This is a genomic window from Gluconacetobacter entanii, assembly GCF_003206495.1.
Lineage (GTDB): Bacteria > Pseudomonadota > Alphaproteobacteria > Acetobacterales > Acetobacteraceae > Novacetimonas > Novacetimonas entanii.
Map to the genome: position 1 here is coordinate 1 of NZ_NKUF01000086.1, position 5,110 is coordinate 5,110.

General features: G+C 55.1%; 4 protein-coding genes. 3 read left to right on the forward strand and 1 reads right to left on the reverse strand.

Annotation, left to right across the window (positions count from 1 at the left end; genetic code table 11):
* Positions 1 to 247: 247 nt before the first annotated feature.
* Positions 248 to 1,066, reverse strand: coding sequence for a pirin family protein (locus CFR72_RS16155; RefSeq protein WP_014106956.1), 819 nt, complete (start codon positions 1,064 to 1,066; stop codon positions 248 to 250).
* Positions 1,067 to 1,164: 98 nt separating this feature from the next.
* Here CFR72_RS16155 and CFR72_RS16160 point away from each other — a divergent pair, with 98 nt between their 5' ends.
* The 3 genes from CFR72_RS16160 to CFR72_RS16170 all read left to right on the forward strand — a co-directional run bounded on the left by CFR72_RS16160 (position 1,165) and on the right by CFR72_RS16170 (position 4,999).
* A complete protein-coding gene (locus CFR72_RS16160; protein WP_110914762.1) occupies positions 1,165 to 2,061 on the forward strand; it encodes a LysR family transcriptional regulator in 897 nt (298 codons plus the stop codon).
* A gap of 208 nt (positions 2,062 to 2,269) precedes the next feature.
* Complete coding sequence (locus CFR72_RS16165) at positions 2,270 to 4,249, forward strand: oleate hydratase (RefSeq protein WP_014106954.1); 1,980 nt, start codon at positions 2,270 to 2,272, stop codon at positions 4,247 to 4,249.
* 120 nt (positions 4,250 to 4,369) lie between these two features.
* On the forward strand, positions 4,370 to 4,999 hold the full coding sequence (locus CFR72_RS16170; RefSeq protein ID WP_010512257.1) for a TetR/AcrR family transcriptional regulator: 630 nt from the start codon (positions 4,370 to 4,372) through the stop codon (positions 4,997 to 4,999).
* The last annotated feature ends 111 nt before the right edge of the window (positions 5,000 to 5,110 follow it).

Genomic DNA, 5,110 nt, shown 5'->3' on the forward strand with positions numbered 1-5,110 from the left:
AGCCCGCTCAAGCGGGCAAGCCGCTCTTCAACGTCAAAAAATCCCGTCTGCTTCATGATCCATACTCCAATCAACGCAAGGAAAATGGAATCACAGAGCTGGTTTCAAAACCAGCGGGTTTTTCGAACCCTCCACCTGATGGTCGATAAGGAGCAGGGCTGAGTTTTCAGCCGTGAAACGGTTGCGGATACGAGATGTTGTCATGGCGATGTTCCTGTTTCGGTCAAGATGAAAGACGATGCTGGTGTTACAGATGCAATCCACTGACGCGGTGATACGATTCCTGTAACAGCGTTGTATCGGCGAGCATGAGTGGGCCATGCGCAACCACTGGCTGTTTGAGCTGCGCGCCGCTGATCACGACAAGACGGGCCGGGCCAGCAGAGGTTTCGACCTGGAAGCTGCTCTCCGTACTGCTCGCAAAGCCAATGGCCTGTGTCTCGGACAGCGGTGTTTCACCGAGGACGCACCTGCCTTCGATAACGACCAGGATGCCGCCCCAGCCGGCGGGCACCTCAATGGAATGTCTGGCCGCTCCGTCGAGCGTGATTTCTTCGACCCGGACAGAGGAGGGAAGGGCGTGTTCCGTCTTGCCCAATGTGGTGCCGTTGACGGCAATCCGGCTCTTCCATCCCGGGCCTGAGCGGGTTTCCACCAGTTCTGGAGGAACAGAGAAAGCTGCTGCTTCATCACGCTGGTTTGCAGCCGGGAGGTTGATGAAGATCTGCAGGCCTCGGGCTGGGCCGCCGCCAGGCATGGGCACTTCTTCATGCATCATGCCGCTGGACGCGCGGCTCCAGTGCAGGCCGCCAGGACGGATGTCCATGACATCACCCATGCTGTCCCGATTGATGAAACCGTTGGGTGAGTCCGCAAAAACATAAGTCACGGCAGAGAACCCGGCATGCGGGTGGGGCGGAAAAGTCGGCCCATTCATCTCGAACCAGTCAATATTGAGGACCGGATCGATCATGTTGCCGAAGGCCTGACGGGGATACTGACGGGCCGAGAAGACGCCGCCGTGACGGGCCTGGGTTGGTGTATAAACGGAAGAAAACGCGATCATGACGGAACCTCCTTCAGTAAGGGTGCTGTCATCGTAATTCTGCGCGGCTGTTCCGGTAAGGTTTGATTTTGGAAAGATAATATCCCATTTTCAGGACAATGAAACCTTCTCTGGACGATCTGGCCCTTCTCGTCACAATTGCGGAAGCGGGAAGCTTTACGGCCGCCGCAGAAGCGTTGGGGCTGCCAAAATCTACCGTAAGCCGACGCCTTGCTGATCTGGAACTGCTGTTGCGCACATCGTTGTTCCGGCGGTCCACGCGAGCGCTCTCCCTGACGGACGAAGGGCGGCGCATCTATGAAATGGCACAGCCTTCCATTCTGGCTGCGGGTAATGCCGCAAGGGCGATTGCCGAGCGGGATCAACTGGTTGCCGGGCGTGTTTCCCTCACGACAACGGCGGCGCTTGGACAGTATCTGATTGCCCCGCATCTGGTCAGGCTGACGGCCGATTATCCGGACCTGAAGGTTGATCTGCAACTGACAGAGCGCCGTATCAACATTATAGGAGAGAGCGTGGATCTTGCCGTCCGCATGGGGAATCTGGGCGACAGTGACCTTATTGCCCGAAGGCTGTGTATGGTCCGGCGGCTTCTTGTGGCCTCACCTGCCTATCTTGCGCAGGCGGGAACCCCACTCTCGCCATTGGATCTTGCAGCGCATAACGCGATCGTGACCAGTGCCGGCCTGGATACCTGGCGTTTCGACGGTGGGTGGGAGTGCGTCATGCGATGGAACATCGCGGCCGGAAACATGCTGGTGGCGCACCAGTTGGCGCGTCTTGGTCATGGCATTGCCATGTTGCCGGACTTCATGATCGCGAATGACCTGAAGCAGGGGATATTATGCAAAATTCTGCCTGACTATCCGCCCGAACAGGCGGATGCCTGGATTGTAACAAGTCGTCAGAGGTATCGGTCTCTAGCCGTTCAGACTGTGCTGAATGATCTGGTTGAAGCCACAGGCGGTCGCGAGTTGGCCGGGGAAACTGATTGACAGGCTGCGTTGGTGTCCAGGGTTTTCAGCTTCTGAAACATGGATGGACCGTCTGTGACTAAGGGAAAATCTGGCCCTGCCTTAATCTGTTACCTGTATGGAAATTGCATCGAAACGGAATATCATTTGATATCTGAATATCAGATGATATCGTCATCCGTGCGGATAGTGCGATGACCGACTGTCGTGCCAGAATAAAGGGATTGTCATGAGTGATAATGTATCCTCAGGCTCAGAAAGCCCGACCAGAGCCTTCACTGTCGAAACCGATGCAACGGCGACCTATTGGCGTAAGGGACCGCAGGACACGTTGCCTCCACCTGACATGATGGGGCCATATATGCGCAATCATCCTGTGCCGGTTGAGGCGGTGGATGGCCGCAAGGCATGGATCATTGGCAGCGGCATTGCCGGGCTTGCCGCCGCATTCTACATGATCCGTGATGGCAGGATGAAAGGTGAAGACATCACCATCCTCGACACGATGGACATTGCCGGCGGGTCACTGGACGGCGCGGGTAACGCCGAAGAGGGCTATATCGTTCGCGGCGGCCGGGAGATGAACTGGAACTACGACAATTTCTGGGATCTGTTCCAGGATGTTCCAGCCCTTGAACTCCCTGCGGGCTTTAGTGTTCTCGATGAATATCGGCAGGTCAACGATAATGACCCCAATTACTCCAAATCCCGCCTCATGCACCAACAGGGGAAAATTCGTGATTTCGCGACTCTGGGCCTCAGCAAATCGCATCAGTGGGAACTGATCCGCCTCTTGCTCAGGCGCAAGGAAGACCTCGATGACATCACGATAGAGGCGTATTTCAGCGAAAGCTTCTTCGAGACGAATTTCTGGTACCTGTGGCGATCGATGTTCGCTTTCGAGAACTGGCAGAGCCTGCTGGAAATGAAACTGTACATGCATCGCTTCCTGGATGCGATCGACGGGATGGCGGACATGTCGACGCTCGTTTTCCCGAAATACAATCAGTATGACAGCTTCGTCGTCCCCCTGGCACGTCTGTTGCAGGACAAGGGCGTGAAGATCCAGTTCAACACGCGCGTTCATGATGTCGATCTTCAGATACGCGGGGACGAAAAGACCGTAACCGGACTGCGGGCCATGGTCGATGGACAGGAAACCACCATACCTGTTCATCCGAATGATCTGGTTTTTGCCCTGACCGGCTCCATGACGGAAGGCACGGCCTATGGTGACATGGACACGGTGCCAGTTCTGGAACGTGGCCTTCATGAGCCCGGGGAAGAGAGCGACTGGACGCTGTGGCGCAATCTGGCCCGGAAATCTCCTGTCTTTGGTCGGCCGGATAAGTTCTATGGTGATGTCAAAGGCTCAATGTGGGAGTCCGCGACACTGACCTGTCGGCCGTCACCTTTTGTCGATAAACTGAAGGAGCTCTCGGTCAACGATCCCTATTCGGGCAAGACCGTAACGGGCGGTGTCATCACCTTCACCGACTCAAACTGGGTGCTCAGTTTCACCTGCAATCGTCAGCCACATTTTCCGACCCAGCCTGATGATGTGCTGGTGATCTGGGTCTATGCTCTTCTGATGGACAAGGAAGGCAATTATGTGAAGAAGCCGATGCCCGCCTGTACCGGTCGGGAAATTCTGTCTGAACTCTGCTACCATCTCGGAATAGTGGAGCAACTGGACGCCATTGCGCTGAACACGAAGGTTCGTCTGGCGTTGATGCCTTATATTACAGCACAGTTCATGCCGCGCGCTGCTGGAGACCGGCCGCATGTCGTTCCCGAGGGCTGCACGAACCTTGGTCTGCTTGGTCAGTTCGTAGAGACCAGCAACGACATTATTTTTACAATGGAAAGCTCGGTCCGTACGGCGCGTATCGCGGTCTATACGTTGCTTAAACTACCAAAACAGGTTCCGGATATCAGTCCGACGCAGTATGATATCCGGACAATATTCAAAGCGGCCAGAGCGATCAATAATGGGGAACCATTCCCTGGTGAGCGGTTGTTGCACCGCCTTCTTGATAAAACCTATTTCTCTCATATTCTGCCACCTCTACCGAAGAAAGAAGAGGCAGATGGCGATGATTTTGGAAACGATCTGTCCGGCTTGTTTGGAAAGGGGAGTGAGGCCCTGCACAAAGTAACAGACTGGCTGGAAAAATTTCGCGCTAATCTGGGGTGGAAACGAACATAAAGGTAGGTCTCCGTAGCGGGAGGACAATAGTCTGATATCCTGGCGACACCCATGGCCAGGATATCTTCTGGTGATCCTGACACATATATTCGGACTCAACGTTAAATTACGTGCGGGCTTATGCGACTGACGAGAAAAGAGACACAGGAACAAACCCGTCATCGTCTGATCACGGCAGCCAATGTTGCAATCGCGACCGAGGGCGTTGCGGCAGCATCCATTCGGCGTATCTGTGACATGGCGGGTCATTCTCAGGGTGCGTTCTACTCGAATTTCAAAACCAAGGATGACCTGCTTCTAGAGATCATGCGTGCGCATATCGAGGAAGAAGCCATGGTGCTTCGTACACTCGTCTCGGGAGCGCGCGGGGCCGACCTGAATCTGACCCTTGCGCAGCTGTCGGTGCGCCTTGCTGAACTGGCGGGGCAGCCACAGTGGTCCCTGCTTTCGATCGAATTACAACTTCATGCCCAGCGGGATAGCCAGTTCGCGGCCCGCTACAATGATTGCAAGTCGGCCTGCCACGCCGTGTTCTCAGCTCTCCTTGAAGAACTGACCCATTTATATGGATTGCATCTTATACTCCCGGTCCGGCAGGTCGCCATCGGGCTCTACGCTCTCTGGTCAGGTCTGATTGTGCAGGGTAGCGTGGCCGGGGCCTTTCCTCGCGATCAGATATTTCTCGCGTTTTTCAGGTCGGTCACCGGATGCCCGGCAGAGACAACACAAACTATGGACGCCCTGTCCTGATGAGCAGTTGTTCAGATGGAGGGTTCGAAAAACCCTCTGGTATTGAGGTCTGCTCTGTGATTCCATTTTCCTTGCGTTGATTGGAGTATGGATCATGAAGCAGACGGGATT